The organism is Mesorhizobium xinjiangense (genome assembly GCF_009749525.1).
GTDB lineage: Bacteria > Pseudomonadota > Alphaproteobacteria > Rhizobiales > Rhizobiaceae > Mangrovimarina > Mangrovimarina xinjiangensis.
The window spans coordinates 66,853-83,701 of record NZ_WOAC01000019.1; the positions used below are offsets into that span (position 1 = coordinate 66,853).

The window sequence follows — 16,849 nt, forward strand, 5'->3', positions numbered from 1 at the left end:
CGTTCAAACCTCCGGTCGCTCGGCGAGGAACATGTAGTTGACGTCCATGTCCTTCGATCGCTGCCAGCGGTCGGCGAACGGACTGTAGACCACGCCGGTACGGTCGATCACGTGCATGCCGGCTCCCTTCAAAGTGGCTTCCAGTTCGTCGGGACGGACGAGCTTTTCATATTGGTGGGTGCCGCGCGGCAGCCAGCGCAGCACATATTCGGCGCCGATGATGGCCAGCCCCAGGGCCTTGAGCGTCCGGTTGATGGTGGCGACGAACATGACGCCGCCAGGCTTCACCATCTGGGCGCATTTGCCGATATAGAAATCGACATCGGCGACATGCTCGACGACCTCCATGTTGAGGACAACGTCGAACATCTCGCCTTGGTCGGCCAGGTCTTCCGCCGTCGTCGCGCGGTAATCGATCTTTACGCTGGCTTCGGCGGCATGCAGCTTCGCCACTTCGATATTGGTCTCTGACGCATCGGCACCGACGACCTGAGCGCCGAGGCGGGCCATCGGCTCGCACAGAAGTCCGCCGCCGCAGCCGATGTCGAGGAAACGCAGCCCCTCGAAGGGCCGCGATGAGTGCGGATCGCGGCCGAAATGGGCGGCGACCTGGTCGCGGATATAGGCAAGCCGCACCGGATTGAACTTGTGCAGCGGACGAAACTTGCCTTTCGGATCCCACCATTCTGCCGCCAGGGCGGAGAAACGTTCCACTTCGTCGGCGTCAATGGTCGTCTTGCGTGCTTCGGCCATCCGGTGTTCTCCCTTCGCCGGCAACAGGTCGGGCGCGGTGGCCGGATTGTCAAGGCACATTGCGGCGGCAACTTGCGGATCGTGCCTCATTTGGATAATGAAACGCGCGCATTCTCTGCCTCGGTCATCCGGGGCGGTTTCGTCTCGATTCATGATCCCGGTCCAACCGGCCGACACGGCAAGAAGGCTATCCGCAGCATGGCGCGCATCGTGATGAAATTCGGCGGGACGTCTGTCGCCGACATCGGTCGCATCCGCAATGTGGCGCGTCACGTCAAACGCGAGGTCGATGCCGGTCACGAGGTTGCCGTCGTCGTCTCGGCCATGGCTGGCAAGACCAACGAGCTGGTGAGTTGGGTTCAGGAGGCCTCGAAGGCCGAAGGGACCAATTTCAACATCTACGACGCGCGCGAGTACGATGCCATCGTCGCCTCCGGCGAGCAGGTGACGTCGGGCCTGCTGGCGCTGGTCCTGCAATCGATGGGCGTCAATGCGCGCTCCTGGCAGGGCTGGCAGATCCCGATCCGGACCGACAACGCGCATGGCGCGGCGCGCATCGCCGAAATCGACGGATCGTTTCTCATCAAGCGCTTCGAGGAAGGCCAGGTCGCCGTGGTTTCCGGCTTCCAGGGGCTGGCGCCCGACAATCGTATCGCCACGCTCGGGCGCGGCGGCTCAGACACCAGCGCGGTTGCGATCGCCGCCGCGGTGAAGGCCGATCGCTGCGACATCTACACCGATGTCGACGGCGTCTACACCACCGATCCGAGAGTTGAGCCGAAGGCGCGGCGGTTGTCCAAGATCTCGTTCGAGGAAATGCTCGAGCTGGCGTCGCTCGGCGCCAAGGTGCTCCAGGTGCGCTCGGTGGAGCTTGCCATGGTGCACAAGGTGCGCACATTCGTGCGCTCGTCGTTCGACGATCCCGATGCGCCCGGCATGGGAGACTTCGACAACCCTCCGGGTACGCTCATTTGCGAAGAGGATGAAATCGTGGAACAGCAGGTCGTCACCGGGATTGCCTATGCCAAGGATGAGGCGCAGATTTCGCTGCGCCGTGTCGCTGACCGGCCTGGCGTGGCCGCCGGCATTTTCGGCCCCCTGGCCGAGGCCGGCATCAATGTCGACATGATCGTGCAGAACATTTCCGAGGACGGTTCGCGCACCGACATGACGTTCACGGTGTCCTCGGGCGACGTCGACAAGGCGCTCGCGGTGCTGGAAAAGGGGCGCGCGACGATCGGCTTCGACGCCGTCCAGCACGACGAGGGCATGTCGAAGATCTCCGTCATCGGCATCGGCATGCGCAGCCACGCCGGCGTGGCTGCGACGGCCTTCAATGCACTGGCGGAGAAGGGCATCAACATCCTCGCCATCACCACGTCGGAGATCAAGATTTCGATCCTGATCGACGGTTCCTACACCGAATTGGCGGTTCGAACTTTGCATTCCGTCTACGGTCTGGATAAGCAATAGATACAGAAATGCGATGACGGCATTGACCGCCGCCGCGATTCGCGCGGGCGGCGACAACGCTATTGGAGAATGGGCCGATGCGTGAAATCGCCGGCAGTCCGAGGGTCCTGCTGAGACGCCTCCGCGAACTGATGGCGGAGGCGCTCGAGCCGCAGGAGCGGCTCGACCGCATCGTGCGCGAGATCGCACAGAACATGGTGGCCGAGGTCTGTTCGCTCTACGTCCTGCGGGCCGACGGAGTGCTCGAGCTCTACGCCACCGAAGGCCTCAATCCGGGCGCCGTGCACCTGGCGCAGCTGCAGCTCGGGCAAGGTCTTGTCGGCACGATCGCCTCCAGCGCCCGCCCGCTCAATCTCCAGGATGCGCGCAAGCATCCCGCATTCACCTACCTGCCGGAAACGGGTGAGGAGATATACTCCTCCTTCCTCGGCGTTCCGGTGCTGCGCGCCGGCCGCACTTTGGGCGTGCTCGTGGTGCAGAACAAGACCCATCGCCACTACGGCGACGACGAGGTCGAAGCGCTCGAGACGACGGCCATGGTGCTTGCGGAAATGATCGCCAGCGGCGATTTGCAGCGGCTTACCCCGCCCGGAATGGAGCTCGACCTGAGCCGCCCGGTCAGCATGAACGGCGTGCCCTTCAACGAAGGCGTCGGGCTCGGCCATGTCGTGTTGCACGAGCCGCGCATCGTCGTGACCAACCTGTTCAACGAGGATGTCGATGATGAGTTGCGCCGTCTCGAGCATTCGCTGGGATCGCTGCGGCTTTCGATCGACGACATGCTGTCGCGCCGCGACGTGGCCATCGAGGGCGAGCACCGGGCCGTCCTGGAAGCCTATCGCATGTTCGCCTATGACCGCGGATGGGTGCGGCGTCTGGAAGAGGCGGTGCGCAACGGCCTGACCGCCGAGGCGGCGGTCGAAAAGGTGCAAAGCGACATGCGCGCGCGCATGATGCACATGACCGACCCCTATCTGCGCGAGCGGATGAACGATTTCGACGATCTTGCCTTCCGGCTCCTGCGTCAATTGATGGGGCACGGGCCGGAAGCGCTCGGCGCCTCCCTGCCCAAGGACGCCATCATCGTCGCCCGCTCCATGGGGGCGGCCGAGCTGCTCGACTATCCGCGCGACGCGCTGCGCGGCCTCGTTCTGGAAGAAGGCGCGGTTACCAGCCACGTCGTCATCGTCGCCCGGGCGATGGGCATTCCCGTTGCCGGCCAGGTCAAGGGCGCCGTCTCCATGGCCGAGAACGGTGACGCCATCATCGTCGACGGTGATGAGGGGACGGTGCATTTGCGGCCGCAGTCGGACGTCGAGGCGGCCTATGCCGAGAAGGTCCGCTTTCGCGCGCGCCGCCAGGAGCTTTACCGAGAGTTGCGCAGCAAGCCGTCGGTGTCGAAGGACGGCGTTCAGGTCGACCTGTTGATGAATGCCGGGCTCGCGGTCGACCTGCCGCAGCTTGCCGAGTGCGGCGCGGCGGGAATCGGCCTGTACAGGACCGAGTTGCAGTTCATGATCGCGGCGACCTTTCCGCGCGCCGAGGCGCAGGAGGTGCTTTACCGCGAGGTTCTGGATGCGGCGGACGGCAAGCCCGTCACTTTCCGCACCATCGATATCGGCGGCGACAAGGTGCTGCCTTATTTTCGCGGCGCCGAGAAGGAGGAGAACCCGGCGCTCGGCTGGCGCGCCCTTCGCCTCACGCTCGACAGGCCCGGATTGCTGCGCACACAGGTCCGCGCGCTGCTGAAGGCCGCGGGCGACACGGAACTGCGCGTCATGTTGCCGATGGTCGCCGAAATCTCGGAAATCACCCAGGCGCGCGAGATCATCGAGCGCGAGGTGCGCCATCTGGCGCGCTTCGGCCATATTCTACCCAACAGCCTGAAGCTCGGCGCGATGATCGAGGTGCCGTCGCTCCTGTTCCAGCTCGACGAGGTCATGCAGGCCGTCGATTTCGTTTCGGTGGGCTCGAACGACCTGTTCCAGTTCGTCATGGCGGCCGACCGGGGCAATGCCTTGCTGGCCGACCGCTTCGACCCGCTGTCCGTTCCTTTCCTGCGCGTACTCAAGCAGATCGTCGATGCCGGCCACGCTGCCGCAACGCCGGTTACGCTATGCGGCGAACTCGCCGGCCGGCCGATATCGGCGATGGCACTGATCGGTCTCGGCTTCCGTTCGATCTCGATGTCGGCCGCCGCGGTCGGCCCGGTCAAGGCAATGCTGACCGAATTGCCGGTCAGGGACCTGCAGGAGCGGTTCGGCCAGATGCTGGCCAATGGCGGCGCGCAGAACGATGTCCGTGCGTTCCTGAAGACCTTTGCCGAAGAGCACGGCGTTCCCCTTTGAGGTATCGTAGATGAGCAGTCTGCCGGCCGACCGGTTGAACCAGGTATTGAAGCGTTTCGACATGGTGGAGGCGCAGATGGCGGCCGGTCCGGAGGCCGACGTCTATGTGCGGCTTGCTTCGGAATATTCCGATCTGCAGGAACTGGCCGGGCAGATCCGCGCGCTCAAGGCGGCCGAGAAGGAGCGCGACGAACTTGCCGCGATGATCGTCGACAAGGCGACGGAAGACGATATGCGCGAGCTCGCAGAAGCCGAGCTGCCGGGGTTGGAGGAGCGCATCGAGGCGCTCGAGGGCTCGATCCAGATCCTGCTTCTGCCCAAGGACGATGCCGACGACAAGAACGCCATCCTGGAAATCCGTGCCGGCACGGGCGGCGACGAGGCCGCCCTTTTCGCCGGTGACCTCTTCCGCATGTACGAGCGCTATGCGGCCGATCGCGGCTGGCGGGTGGAACTCGTTTCGGCCAGCGAGGGCGATGCCGGCGGCTACAAGGAGATCATCGCCACCGTCTCCGGCAAGGGCGTGTTCTCGCGCCTCAAATACGAATCGGGCGTGCATCGGGTGCAGCGGGTCCCCGAAACCGAGGCGAGCGGGCGCATCCACACATCGGCAGCCACGGTGGCCGTGTTGCCGCAAGCCGAGGAAATCGACGTCGACATCAGGCCTGAAGATATCCGCATCGACACGATGCGCGCCTCCGGCGCTGGCGGGCAGCATGTCAACACGACCGATTCGGCCGTCCGCATCACCCATCTGCCGACCGGCATCGTGGTCGTCCAGGCGGAGAAATCGCAGCACCAGAACAGGGCCCGCGCCATGCAGATCCTGCGCGCGCGTCTCTTCGACGCCGAGCGCATGAAGGCGGCACAGGACCGCTCCGAGGCGCGGCGGCTGCAGGTCGGCTCGGGCGACCGGTCCGAGCGCATCCGCACCTACAATTTTCCGCAGGGGCGGGTGAGCGACCACCGGATCAATCTGACCCTCTACAAGCTCGACAAGGTGATGGAGGGCGATCTCGACGACATCATCGATGCGCTTGTCTCCGATCACCAGTCGAAGCTGTTGGCCGAGATGCACGGCGATGGCTGAACGGCAGGCGGGCGGGCCGGAAGGCGCGCCGCTCTCTTCGCTTCTGGACAAGGCGCGGCGTCGGCTTGCCGATGGCGGCGTGGCCGACGCCGCTCTCGACGCCCGGCTGCTGGTGGAGCATTTCACCGCAACGCGACGCATCGATGCCATCAGCCGGCCGGATCAATTGATCGGACCGGCTGCGGTGGCTGCTCTCGACGTAGCGATCGAGAGGCGGCTTGCCGGGGAGCCGGTGCACCGGATCCTGGGTTTTCGCGAATTCTACGGCCTGGAACTCGGCCTGTCGGCGGATACGCTGGAGCCGCGGCCCGACACCGAAATACTTGTCGACCTGGTGCTCGACCGGCTGCGTGCGATCGTCGCGGCGCGTGGCGGATGCCGCATTCTCGATCTGGGGACGGGAACGGGGGCAATCGCGCTGGCGGTGTTGGCGGAAATCCCGCAAGCGGTCGCAACCGGCGTCGATATCGCGCCGGGAGCCGTGGCCGCGGCGACGTCCAACGCCGCACGTCTGGGGTTGGCGGAGCGATTCGAGGCACTGCAATCGGACTGGTTCGAGAAAATATCCGGCCGCTACGATGCAATCCTGTCGAATCCGCCCTATATAACCCATGAAGAGATGGCTGAGCTCATGCCGGAAGTGTCCGGCTTTGACCCGCACAGGGCTCTCGACGGAGGACCGGACGGGCTTGATGCCTACCGTTTGATTGCGGCGCAGAGCGGCGAATTCCTGGCTCCCGAAGGGTTGGTGGGCGTGGAAATCGGTCATCGGCAGAAGATGCAGGTCATCGAGATTTTTGCCGGGTTGGGCTTCCGCCATGTGGACGCCGCGGTTGATCTGGCTGGTCGGGACCGCGCCTTGATGTTCGAGATGTGAACCGAAATTGTGCCTTGCGAAAAAATGCTTGGCATCGGCTCGGAATGTCGCTAGGTTCCAGCCACCGGATGAGACGAAGCAGGCAGCACTGTATCGATTCGGTTCCTCGGGAAACAGCTGTCTGATGTGTGTCCAACGCAGAGACTTCGCGCGGGGATCATCCGGTTTGGATACGAAACCGAAAGCTAGATGGAAGCTTGCGGCAGCGAGGTGAGAAGCACCACGCTCCACGATAGGATGGCGAATGTGAAGCCTGGATGGCCGCATTCCCCTTGTTTCACCATGATATCAAAGAAGAGTATCGGATGAGGCCACAACAGCAGAACAGGCGCATGCGCGGTCGCAACAACAACAACCGCAAGGGCCCAAACCCCCTGACGCGCAGCTATGAGAGCAATGGCCCCGATGTGAAGATCCGCGGATCGGCACAGCAGATCGCCGACAAATACGCCGCGCTGGCGCGTGACGCGCAAAGCGCGGGCGATCGGGTGATGTCCGAGAACTATCTGCAGCACGCCGAGCACTACAACCGCATCATCGCGGCGGCGCAGGGCCAGGTGCAACCGAACACGCAGCGTGAGAACGCCGACGACGGCGACGATGAACGCGAAGACGTGGAGCAGGCGGCCCAGTCCAACCAGACTTCCGCCAAGAACGATGGTTCGGGCCCGCAGCCGGTGATCGACGGCACGCCGGCCGAAGTTGCGCTGGAGCAGGAGACCATGTCCGGCGGATCGTCCGGCGCAAAGCGCGGCAAGAAGACCGAAGAGGCGAAAGCCGCCGAGAGCGTCGACGGTGCAGACACGAGCGACGAGGAAGCACCGGCAACGGACGAGGCGCCTGCGCCGCGTCGGGCGCGCCGTCCGCGTCGCAGCCGCAAGGCGGCGAACGAGGCCGGCGATGAAACGGCCGAAACGTCGGCGGCCACCGATCAGGGCGATGATGGCGGCAAGTCCGAGCCCGACGGCGGTGAGGCGGTTCTGCCGGCCGCCCAGTAGCGGCACAGCGGCAACAGGCAGAAGTTGCAGCAAAAAGGCGGGCAGATGTCCGCCTTTTTTCATTTTTCGAATATAATCGTATCTTGAGTACGGTTCCCCCCGTACCCATATCGCGGAAGACATGAACTGGCTTCCGTGAAGCAGTTCGTCACCTCATGCCTGTCCGGCGCCGCAAAGCGGGCCGGCGAGGGAAAGGAGACATTGATGAACATCGAAAAATACTCCGAGCGGGTCCGGGGTTTCATTCAGTCCGCGCAAACGCTGGCGCTTTCGCGCAATCACCAGCAATTCACACCCGAACATATCTTGAAGGTCCTCGTCGACGACGAGGAGGGCCTGGCCGCATCCCTGATCGAACGCGCGGGCGGACGGCCCGCCGATGTCCGGCTCGGCGTGGAGGCCGCGCTCGAGGCCATGCCGCAGGTCGAAGGCGGCAACGGCCAGCTCTACATGGCCCAGCCGCTGGCCAAGGTATTCGCGACGGCCGAGGAACTGGCGAAGAAGGCCGGCGATTCCTACGTCACGGTCGAACGGCTGCTGACCGCCCTGGCGGTCGAGAAATCCGCCAAATCATCCGACATCCTGACCAAGGCCGGCGTCACCGCGCAGGCCCTCAACCAGGTCATCAACGACATTCGCAAAGGGCGGACGGCCGATTCGGCCAATGCCGAACAGGGCTTTGACGCATTGAAGAAATATGCGCGCGACCTGACGGCGGACGCGCGGTCCGGCAAGCTCGACCCGGTGATCGGCCGCGACGATGAAATCCGCCGGACCATCCAGGTCCTGTCGCGCCGGACCAAGAACAATCCCGTGCTGATCGGCGAGCCGGGCGTCGGCAAGACGGCGATCGCCGAAGGGCTGGCGCTCAGGATCGTCAATGGCGACGTGCCCGAATCGCTGAAGGAGAAGCGATTGATGGCGCTCGACATGGGCGCGCTGATCGCGGGTGCCAAGTATCGCGGCGAGTTCGAGGAACGGCTGAAGGCGGTTCTGTCGGAGGTCCAGGCCGCGGAAGGCGAGATCGTCCTGTTCATCGACGAGTTGCATACGCTTGTCGGCGCCGGCAAGGCGGAAGGCGCGATGGACGCCTCCAACCTGCTCAAGCCGGCGCTTGCGCGCGGCGAGTTGCACTGCGTGGGCGCCACGACGCTCGACGAGTACCGCAAGTATATCGAGAAGGACGCCGCACTTGCGCGGCGCTTCCAGCCGGTCTTCGTCGACGAGCCGACGGTGGAGGACACCGTTTCGATCCTGCGCGGTCTGAAGGAGAAGTACGAGCAGCACCACAAGGTGCGCATCTCCGACTCCGCATTGGTCTCGGCGGCGGCATTGTCGAACCGCTATATCGCTGATCGTTTCCTGCCCGACAAGGCCATCGACCTGGTCGACGAGGCGTCCTCGCGCCTCAGGATGCAGGTCGATTCCAAGCCCGAGGCGCTTGACGAGATCGACCGGCGCATCATGCAGCTCAAGATCGAGCGCGAGGCGCTGAAAAAGGAAAAGGACGACGCCTCGAAGGACCGGCTCGAGAAGCTGGAAAAGGAGCTTGCCGGCCTCGAGGAGGAATCCGCCGCGCTGTCATCCAGCTGGGCGGCCGAGAAGGAAAAGCTCGGGCTGGCCGCCGAACTGAAGAAGCAACTCGACGATGCGCGCAATGAACTTGCCATCGCCCAGCGCAAGGGCGAGTTCCAGAAGGCCGGTGAGCTGGCCTATGGCCGCATTCCCGAACTGGAAAAGCAGCTCAAGGAGGCCGAGACCGACGACAAGAAGGGCTCCATGGTCCAGGAGACCGTAACGCCCGACAATATCGCGCATGTCGTCTCCCGCTGGACGGGAATCCCCGTCGACAAGATGCTGGAAGGCGAACGCGACAAGCTGTTGCGCATGGAGGACGAGCTCGCCAAGCGGGTCGTCGGCCAGGGCGAGGCGGTGCAGGCGGTTTCCAAGGCGGTCCGGCGCGCCCGTGCCGGTCTCCAGGATCCCAATCGGCCGATCGGCTCCTTCATGTTCCTCGGCCCCACCGGGGTGGGCAAGACGGAACTGACCAAGGCGCTGGCCAATTTCCTGTTCGACGACGAGAACGCCATGGTGCGCGTCGACATGTCGGAGTTCATGGAAAAGCACTCCGTTGCGCGTCTGATCGGGGCGCCTCCCGGCTATGTCGGCTATGAGGAGGGCGGCGTCCTGACCGAGGCTGTGCGCCGCCGGCCCTACCAGGTGATCCTGTTCGACGAGGTCGAAAAGGCGCATCCGGACGTATTCAACGTGCTCTTGCAGGTGCTGGACGACGGACGCCTGACCGACGGGCAGGGCCGCACGGTCGACTTCCGCAACACGCTGATCGTCATGACGTCGAATCTCGGCTCCGAACACCTCGTCGGTCTCGGCGAGAACGAGGATGTCGACAACGTGCGCGACGAGGTGATGAACGTGGTGCGGGCGGCCTTCCGTCCGGAGTTCCTCAACCGCGTCGACGAGATCATCCTGTTCCACCGCCTGCGGCGGCAGGACATGGGCCAGATCGTTCATATTCAGCTCAAGCGGCTGGAAAAGCTTCTGGCCGATCGCAAGATCACGCTGGAGCTCGACGAGACGGCAATCGAGTGGCTGGCGGGCAAGGGCTACGACCCGGCCTATGGCGCCCGCCCGCTCAAGCGGGTGATGCAGAAGGAGCTTCAGGACCCGCTGGCCGAGAAGATCCTGCAGGGCGATATCCGCGACGGATCGACGGTCGGCGTCACCGCCGGCTCCGACCGCCTGCTGTTCAGCCCGCGCGCAGGCGTGGCGGACGACGAGCAGTCCTCGGCCGAAGCCGCGGCCTGACGGTAACGAGCGGCGTGGCGCAGACATGACATTGGACGAATACAATGCCTTCTGCGCCGCGCTGCCTCACGCCAGCCATGTCGTCCAATGGGGCGGCGCCCATGTCTGGAAAGTGAGCGGCAAGGTCTTCGCCATCGGCGGATGGAACGACGGTGCGGACCTCTTCGTGACCTTCAAATGTTCCGATCTCGGCTTCGAGATCCTGAAGGAGCAGCCGGGCCTGCGTCCGGCGCCCTATCTCGCTTCGCGCGGCATGAAATGGATCCAGCGCATGACTGGCGAATCGATGGATGATGCGGCACTCAGAGATTACCTGCGCGAAAGCCACCGGCTGGCTTCGCTCAACCTGACGAAGGCGAAACAAAAGGAACTCGGCCTGAACCAGCGCTGACGCCGATTTCGCGCCGATGCTTTGGCGCGCCATCTTCATGTCTCCTTCATCTGAATGATCGCACCATATGACGAATCGAGCGGGAGCGGTGGGCCGATCCGTCGCGTCCGCGAAACGGCTGCGGACGAACCTGCATGATCGAACGCTCTCTCATGGTCCTCGCCGGCCTCGTCGCCGGCGCCTTCTGTCTCGATGCCGGCGCGGCTTCGGCGCGCGTCGCGACGCCATCTTTGCACGAAATGAACCGGCAGCAGGACGAACAGATCCGGCTGGCCCAGGCGCGCGAGGTCGGCATCTATTATGACGAATATGGGCGCAGGCTGGTCGTCGATATGTCGACGGGCGAGGTGATCGGCATCGAACGCCCGCAGCGCACAGACGATATGCGCGATCTGCGCCGACGGTTGCGCGAATCCGGCCTGCTCGGCGCCGACGATTTCCGCCAGGATCCCGAGGCCCTGGAGCGCTACCGCAAACACAGGGAATACCAACTCGGTCTGCGCGAGCCTCCCGAGGACAGGCGCTATCTGGATGAGGACTATTATCGCCGCGGCGATCCCCATGACGCGCCCTATGAGCAGGCGCCTGAATTTGCCGATCCGCCCCGTGAATGGGACGGTTCCGACCCTTATGCGCGCCCGCGGGTCGCACGGCGCGATCCGGTCGAGCGCCGCCCTTTGGCGCCGCCATCGGCCGGCCGGCCTTCGGACGAAGGACCGGACGGGGGAACGGTGGAGGCGGGTCGTCTGGCGAGTGAGGATGTGGCGCGCCTGCAAGTGGTGCTCGATCGAGCGGGCGTGTCGCCCGGGGTGATCGACGGCCGGATGGGCAGCAATGTCGAAAAGGCGCTGACGGCTTACGTCGAACTGACCGGGCAGTCCCTGCGCGCCGACGACCATGAGGCCGTGGCCCGTGCGCTGGAGGCGAGCGGCCGGTCCGCCTTCACGACCTATGCCGTCACGCCCGAGGATGCCGCAGGTCCCTATGTCGCGTCCATCCCGAGCGACTATGGCGAGAAGGCGAAGCTGCAGCGGCTCGGCTTCACATCGGCCAGCGAGAAGATCGCCGAACGATTTCACATGGACGAATCCTATCTCGTGGCGCTCAATCCGGGGGCGCGGTTCAGGCCGGGCGAGCAGTTGAAAGTCGTCGATCCCGGCAAACCGGGGACCGGCAGCGTCAGCCACATCGTTGCCGACAAATCGCGCAAGCAGGTGCGTGCCTATGATGCCGCCGGCGGTCTGGTCGCGGCCTATCCGGCCACGATCGGATCCAGCGATACGCCATCGCCGACGGGCACGCATGAGGTGGCGCGCGTCGCCTTCGATCCCGAATACACCTACAATCCCAGGCTCAACTTCAAGCAGGGCAGCAATGACCGCGTGCTGACGATCCCGCCCGGGCCGAACGGACCCGTGGGGTCCATCTGGATTGCGCTGTCCAAGCCGACATACGGCATTCACGGCACACCCGAACCGTCCAGGATCGGCAAGACCAACAGCCATGGCTGCGTGCGCCTGACCAATTGGGACGCGCAGGAACTGGCCAGGATGGTGAAGCCCGGCGTGACGGTGGAGTTTTTGGAATAGAATTCAGGCCAGGGCCGAGGCGGATGACGCCGTTCCAGAACATGTCCCGCTCAAACGGAATCGTTTGAGCGAAAGGTACATGTTCCAGCATATTGATCTGGCGCGCATATCTTTGCTTCAAACGTTTCCGTCTGAAGCGAACGTGCGCTTGCCTAGAGCAATTCCAGGAGAAGTGAAAGCCGGTTCTCCGTCCGGAATTGCGACAAATCAAATGGTTAGATCGGCGATCCGATTCCGTGAAGCAGTGAGCCGATCTAGCGTGCCGGGTTCGCCGCTGGTGCGTCGCCGCCATTTTCGATAAGGCCTGATCGATGCTATGGGTTCCCCACGGCACCGGGGCGGCGCCGTATCGGAGGTTCGCTTGGAGGCGACGACGACAACCGCCGGTGTGCGACCTGCTCACCGCATGTTCTGCCCGCCGGCCGGGCGCCGGTTCGTCCTCATCTCAGCGATTCTCGCTTCCTCGATGGGTTTCATCGACGGTTCGGTGGTGGCGCTCGCCATGCCGGCGATCCGCGCCGATCTCGGGGCTTCGCTGGTCGATGCCCAGTGGATCAGCAATGCCTATATGCTGCTTTTGTCATCGCTGGTCCTTATCGGCGGCGCCGCCGGCGACGTCTACGGGGTGCGCAATATCTTCATCGCCGGCATCGCCTTGTTCATGGCGACTTCGTTTGCCTGCGCGCTGGCGCCCGACAGCGGCTGGCTCATCACGATGCGTGCAGCGCAAGGGGTGGGCGCGGCGCTCATGGTGCCCGGCAGCCTCTCCATAATCGCCAAGGCGTATCCGCCCGAAACACGCGGCAGGGCTATCGGCACCTGGGCGGCATTTTCGTCCCTGACGACGGCAGCCGGTCCGTTCCTCAGCGGAATGGTGCTTTCCTTTGGCGCACCGTGGATGTGGCGGCTGATATTCGCCATCAATGTGCCCATCGGACTTGTCGCGCTGGCCATGCTGTTCCTGCGCGTGCCGGCCGACCGGCCCGCGGGGCGGCGGCCGCTTGACGCCGTTGGCGCGGTGCTTGCCACGGCGAGCCTCGGCCTGTTGGCCTGGGGGCTGACGGCTTTCGGATTGTCGCCCGACTCCCGCCTGGCCTCGCCCTGGCTGTGGCTCGTCGCCGCGCTGGCGGCGGGCGGGCTGTTCATTGCCTGGGAGAGGCGGGCGGTGGCGCCGATGGTCAAGCTGGAACTGTTCGCCTCCAAGGCGTTCTCGGGCGCCAATCTCTACACGCTCGTCCTGTTTTTCGGTTTCGGCGCGGTCTTGTTCTTCCTGCCCATGACACTGGTTTCGGCCTGGGGCGTGGTCGAATGGCAGGCAAGCCTGGTGCTTTTGCCGCTTTCTCTTTTCATTGCCGGTCTATCGAGCGCGGCCGGGCGCCTGGCCGACAGGTTCGGGCCTCGTCTGCCGCTCACGCTTGGGGCCGGCCTCGTGGCGGCGTCCTTTGCCGGTCTGGCCGTGACCATGGAGTTGATGATGCTGTGGACGGTGACGTTGCCCGTTTTCACGGTGATGGCGCTGGGCATGGCCATTCTCGTCTCGCCCCTGTCGACAGCGGTGATGCTGGCGGCGCCTGACGAAGACGCCGGGCTTGCCTCGGGCATCAACAATGCCGTGGCGCGGGTGGCCGGGCTGATGGCCGTGGCGGCACTCGGTGCCGTGGCCGGCATCGTCTTCGCCGCCGGTCTTCCTGACGGCGCCGACGTGGCTTTCGGGGCGCGTCCGGCGGCCGATCTGCCGGCGGATATCGAGGCGATGCGCGTTGTCGCGTCGAACAACGCCTTTCGCTGGGTGGCGGGGATATCGGCAGCCATGTGTTTCGCTGGCGCGTGCCTGGCCTGGTTCACGCAGCCGCATTGGACAACCGGGCCGCAAAGGTCGGCGGATCGCGCGACAAACCGGCTTGAATGAAAGGCCGGGCCGTTGCGGCAAGCGCTGGGGGTCAGCGGCTGGCGACTGTCAGCGAATCGGCAACCTCGTCGTTGAGCAGCGCATCGATGCGGCCGCGCTCACGGTTGAATTCGGCCAGGTCCTCATTTTCCAGCACGCGGCTGTCGGGCAGGCGCACGCGCATCGGATCGACCTTGGTGCCGTTGACGATCAACTCGTAGTGCAGATGCGCGCCGGTGGCCAATCCGGACGAGCCGACATAGCCGATCACCTGGCCCTGGCGCACCTCGGCGCCCGGCGTGATGCCCTTGGCGATGGCGCTCTGGTGATTGTAGGACGACACGTAGCCGTTGGCGTGACGAAGGAGGGTCTGGCGGCCATAGCCTCTCGACCATCCGGCCTTTTCGATCGTGCCGTTGCCGGCGGCCAGTATCGGCGTGCCGCGCGGGGCGGCCCAGTCGACGCCGCTGTGCATGCGCGAATAGCCGAGAATCGGATGCCGGCGCATGCCGAAGCCGGAGCGGAACCGGCCGGTGGGAACCGGGTTGCGCAGCAGGAATTGCCGGGCGCTGCGGCCCTCCTCGTCGAAATAGTCGACCGTGCCGTCGCTCATGGTGAAGCGATAATATGTGCGCGTCTTGCCGCCGAATGAGGCTTTGACATAGAGCAGCTCGGATTCGCTCGTGGCGGTGTCGTCATCGTCGGGCTGCGAGAAGAACACTTCGAGGCTGTCGGTGAGGTTGAGCCGGGACTGGAAATCGACGTCGGCGGCCAGAAGCTTGGTCAGCGATTTCGTCATGCCTGGCGTCAGGCCGTATGAATAGGCGGCGCGGTAGATGCCGTCATAGACGCGGGGCAGGTCGCCGCGCACGCGCACCGCCGGAGCCGAATCGTCGAAGACCGCCGCGACCTGCGGATTGGGCTCAGGCTCCTTGGCCGGCACATATTGCTGCCGGTCATCAAGCGCGATCGTGAACAGGTGATTGCCGCGCTCATACAGGCTGGCGCGCATGATTGTCGATTCTTCGGGCGACGAACCGATGCCCAGGCGCACCACCGTTCCCGGCTTCAGGGCCGGCGCGTTGAGCAGCCGCTCGATGGCCTTGGCCATTCCCTTGCCGTCTTCGCCGGCAAAGCCGCCATCGGCGAAGACCTCGGCGATCGGCTGTTCGGCGCGCACAGCGAGGATCTCTTCGAAAAATGCCGGCGCGTGATCGAGATGCGGGGCGCGATGGGCTATCGACACGTTCTCCTGCACGATGCGTACGCCATAGGCGGCGGAGGAGAATGTTGTCGTGGCGAGCGATTCGCCGAATCGCTGCGGGTCGACATAGTGCAGGGCCGCCACCTGGATATCGCCGTCGGTCAGAACAGCGCCGGTATTGCGAACGACGGTTTCGACCTCGGCGGCCGAAAGGCCGTTCTTCTCGTCGAAACTTGCCGAATCCATCGGGAAATCGATCGTCCTGAGGCTCACCTCGCTTTCCACCTTGGCGCCATAGATCAGGCCTGTCGTAGCCTGCTCGACCGCCGCTCCCCCTTCGGCGAAAATATCCAGAGGATTGAAGGGTGGATAGCTGCGGGTGGACGGCGGGGCCGCGGCAAGCGGCATCTTCACTTGCACGAAAGGCATGGTGCGCACGACGTCGCGGTCGCCGGCGCGCGTCATCGTCGACACCTCCATGCGCCGGCGATCCTGGGCACGGCTTGCCGTCTGGGTGAGGACGACCCGGGCACCCTTGAGCGCCTCGTCCGATTTCTCGCCCAGTGCATCGAGCTGTGCAATCTCGGGCGGGGTTGCCAACTGTTCGCGGCCGTCGAGCGCGGTGAAAAGCGCCACGCCCATGAGGACGGTTGAGGTGATGCCGGTGAGGAAGGTGCCGGACAGCCAGCGGGCGGAAATTTCGCGCCGGTCGGGCGGACCATTGCGGCCTCCGGCCGCCAGGGGCGGCTCGTTGCCGAGTCTTGCTATGGTCTGCGCCAAATCCTGCATGCCGACGGCGATTTCTTTCTACACCTTGCGGCTATCGCGCATCGGGCTGGAATGCAGAGCGCACCGATGGCACGCGAGGCGGCCGGTACGACGGGCGGGATCGGATCGACAAGATTGAACTGCCGGTGCACTTTGCCGGCATCGTGCGTCCCCGAAAGCGTTCCGGTGCGCCAAGGCGCACGGATCCCCTCATTGCGTGTTCCAGATACTGATGCTCGACAGACCCCCTGTTCGATATCTGCAAAATCATTGACGACGACATTTGCCCGTCGCGGCGAATGAAGTCAACGCAGGGCAGCCCCCGGCCCCGGCAAAATGCACGCGCCGTTCCCTTATCGGGATTGCAGTCCTGTCTTGTCCCCCATTCGCATGCCGTGACAATCGGTGCCGAGTGTGGCGGCAATAGGGCCTTCGCCACACAGGCCAGGCAGCCTTCCACACGTGCGCGCGCGATTCCTTATTAGGCTGGTATCAGCTTGATTTCTCGTGCCTTCGGGCCCCGCAGAGGGGAGGCAGCGGGTTGTCGTAAAAAGTACAAAAAAGTTTGTTTGTTGAGTTGACAGTATGGATTGGTGGCGACTATATACGCCTCACCAACGAGGGCGGCGGTGCCGCTGGCGGCA

The 16,849-nt window shown here is 64.5% G+C and carries 11 protein-coding genes; 9 read left to right on the forward strand and 2 right to left on the reverse strand.

Annotated features, from left to right (window positions below; translation table 11 throughout):
• Positions 1–3: 3 nt before the first annotated feature.
• Positions 4–753, reverse strand: a complete 750-nt coding sequence (gene ubiG, locus GM909_RS19310) for a bifunctional 2-polyprenyl-6-hydroxyphenol methylase/3-demethylubiquinol 3-O-methyltransferase UbiG (RefSeq protein ID WP_157018847.1) — start codon at positions 751–753, stop codon at positions 4–6.
• Between the two features lie 198 nt (positions 754–951).
• Between ubiG and GM909_RS19315 the strand changes: the two genes are divergently transcribed.
• From GM909_RS19315 to GM909_RS19355, 9 genes are all read left to right on the forward strand, one after another.
• Positions 952–2,226: an aspartate kinase gene (locus GM909_RS19315; RefSeq protein WP_157018848.1), complete on the forward strand. Its 1,275-nt coding sequence runs from the start codon at positions 952–954 to the stop codon at positions 2,224–2,226.
• 77 nt (positions 2,227–2,303) lie between these two features.
• Positions 2,304–4,574 (forward strand): phosphoenolpyruvate--protein phosphotransferase, encoded by a 2,271-nt coding sequence (gene ptsP, locus GM909_RS19320; RefSeq protein ID WP_157018849.1) that lies wholly within the window; start codon positions 2,304–2,306, stop codon positions 4,572–4,574.
• A 10-nt stretch (positions 4,575–4,584) separates the two neighbouring features.
• On the forward strand, positions 4,585–5,664 hold the full coding sequence (prfA, locus tag GM909_RS19325; RefSeq protein WP_157018850.1) for a peptide chain release factor 1: 1,080 nt from the start codon (positions 4,585–4,587) through the stop codon (positions 5,662–5,664).
• On the forward strand, positions 5,657–6,541 hold the full coding sequence (gene prmC / locus GM909_RS19330) for a peptide chain release factor N(5)-glutamine methyltransferase (protein WP_157018851.1): 885 nt from the start codon (positions 5,657–5,659) through the stop codon (positions 6,539–6,541). Before prfA ends, prmC begins: the two co-directional genes overlap by 8 nt.
• A gap of 305 nt (positions 6,542–6,846) precedes the next feature.
• Positions 6,847–7,539, forward strand: a complete 693-nt coding sequence (locus tag GM909_RS19335) for a DUF4167 domain-containing protein (RefSeq protein ID WP_157018852.1) — start codon at positions 6,847–6,849, stop codon at positions 7,537–7,539.
• Positions 7,540–7,743: 204 nt separating this feature from the next.
• On the forward strand, positions 7,744–10,365 hold the full coding sequence (gene clpB / locus GM909_RS19340; RefSeq protein WP_157018853.1) for an ATP-dependent chaperone ClpB: 2,622 nt from the start codon (positions 7,744–7,746) through the stop codon (positions 10,363–10,365).
• A 25-nt stretch (positions 10,366–10,390) separates the two neighbouring features.
• Positions 10,391–10,756, forward strand: a complete 366-nt coding sequence (locus GM909_RS19345) for an MmcQ/YjbR family DNA-binding protein (RefSeq protein WP_157018854.1) — start codon at positions 10,391–10,393, stop codon at positions 10,754–10,756.
• A 134-nt stretch (positions 10,757–10,890) separates the two neighbouring features.
• The gene (locus GM909_RS19350) at positions 10,891–12,345 is read left to right on the forward strand and encodes a L,D-transpeptidase family protein (RefSeq protein WP_198174315.1); all 1,455 of its coding nucleotides are present in this window, start codon (positions 10,891–10,893) and stop codon (positions 12,343–12,345) included.
• 361 nt (positions 12,346–12,706) lie between these two features.
• On the forward strand, positions 12,707–14,254 hold the full coding sequence (locus GM909_RS19355; protein WP_235911974.1) for an MFS transporter: 1,548 nt from the start codon (positions 12,707–12,709) through the stop codon (positions 14,252–14,254).
• Between the two features lie 31 nt (positions 14,255–14,285).
• Here GM909_RS19355 and GM909_RS19360 read toward each other — a convergent pair whose 3' ends face one another.
• Positions 14,286–16,226, reverse strand: coding sequence for a M23 family metallopeptidase (locus GM909_RS19360; RefSeq protein ID WP_157018855.1), 1,941 nt, complete (start codon positions 16,224–16,226; stop codon positions 14,286–14,288).
• Between the last annotated feature and the right edge of the window lie 623 nt (positions 16,227–16,849).

Coding starts and splice junctions, on each gene's coding strand:
- ubiG (WP_157018847.1), bottom strand. CDS start 753: ATGGCCGAAGCACGCAAGACGACCATTGACGCCGACGAAGTGGAACGT.
- GM909_RS19315 (WP_157018848.1), top strand. CDS start 952: ATGGCGCGCATCGTGATGAAATTCGGCGGGACGTCTGTCGCCGACATC.
- ptsP (WP_157018849.1), top strand. CDS start 2,304: ATGCGTGAAATCGCCGGCAGTCCGAGGGTCCTGCTGAGACGCCTCCGC.
- prfA (WP_157018850.1), top strand. CDS start 4,585: ATGAGCAGTCTGCCGGCCGACCGGTTGAACCAGGTATTGAAGCGTTTC.
- prmC (WP_157018851.1), top strand. CDS start 5,657: ATGGCTGAACGGCAGGCGGGCGGGCCGGAAGGCGCGCCGCTCTCTTCG.
- GM909_RS19335 (WP_157018852.1), top strand. CDS start 6,847: ATGAGGCCACAACAGCAGAACAGGCGCATGCGCGGTCGCAACAACAAC.
- clpB (WP_157018853.1), top strand. CDS start 7,744: ATGAACATCGAAAAATACTCCGAGCGGGTCCGGGGTTTCATTCAGTCC.
- GM909_RS19345 (WP_157018854.1), top strand. CDS start 10,391: ATGACATTGGACGAATACAATGCCTTCTGCGCCGCGCTGCCTCACGCC.
- GM909_RS19350 (WP_198174315.1), top strand. CDS start 10,891: ATGATCGAACGCTCTCTCATGGTCCTCGCCGGCCTCGTCGCCGGCGCC.
- GM909_RS19360 (WP_157018855.1), bottom strand. CDS start 16,226: ATGCAGGATTTGGCGCAGACCATAGCAAGACTCGGCAACGAGCCGCCC.